The organism is Bradyrhizobium sp. Kon37 (genome assembly GCF_055807535.1).
The window spans coordinates 1-273 of record NZ_JBVVOY010000264.1 but is presented as its reverse complement, the minus strand read 5'-3'; the positions used below and the strand labels follow the sequence as shown (position 1 = coordinate 273).

At 60.1% G+C, this 273-nt stretch carries 1 pseudogene; it reads right to left on the bottom strand.

The window, feature by feature from the left end:
• Nucleotides 1-273: pseudogene (locus AC0L3J_RS38080) on the bottom strand (hypothetical protein); the annotation flags it as partial.

Sequence of the window (273 nt, the reverse complement as noted above, 5' to 3'; positions counted from 1 at the left end):
CAGCGTGGGGCAAGGCTTCAGAACGCCATGCTGTCTCATCGCCATTGCTGTCGCGTGCGGCCTGCGCCAATCCGCCAATACACGCTTGCGCTGGTCGACCGCTCGAGCGCGCTGCGCCCTATTTCCCTCATCGAGAGGAAGAGGGGCAAACAGCCGATCGATATTTTCAATCAGTTCGGCGGCCAGTCGCTCTGCGCGGATAATTGACTGGCGCGTGTTGTCGCGCGAGAAAGCCGAAGATAAATGCGGAATGCGAAGCCCCTTGCTCAAGCC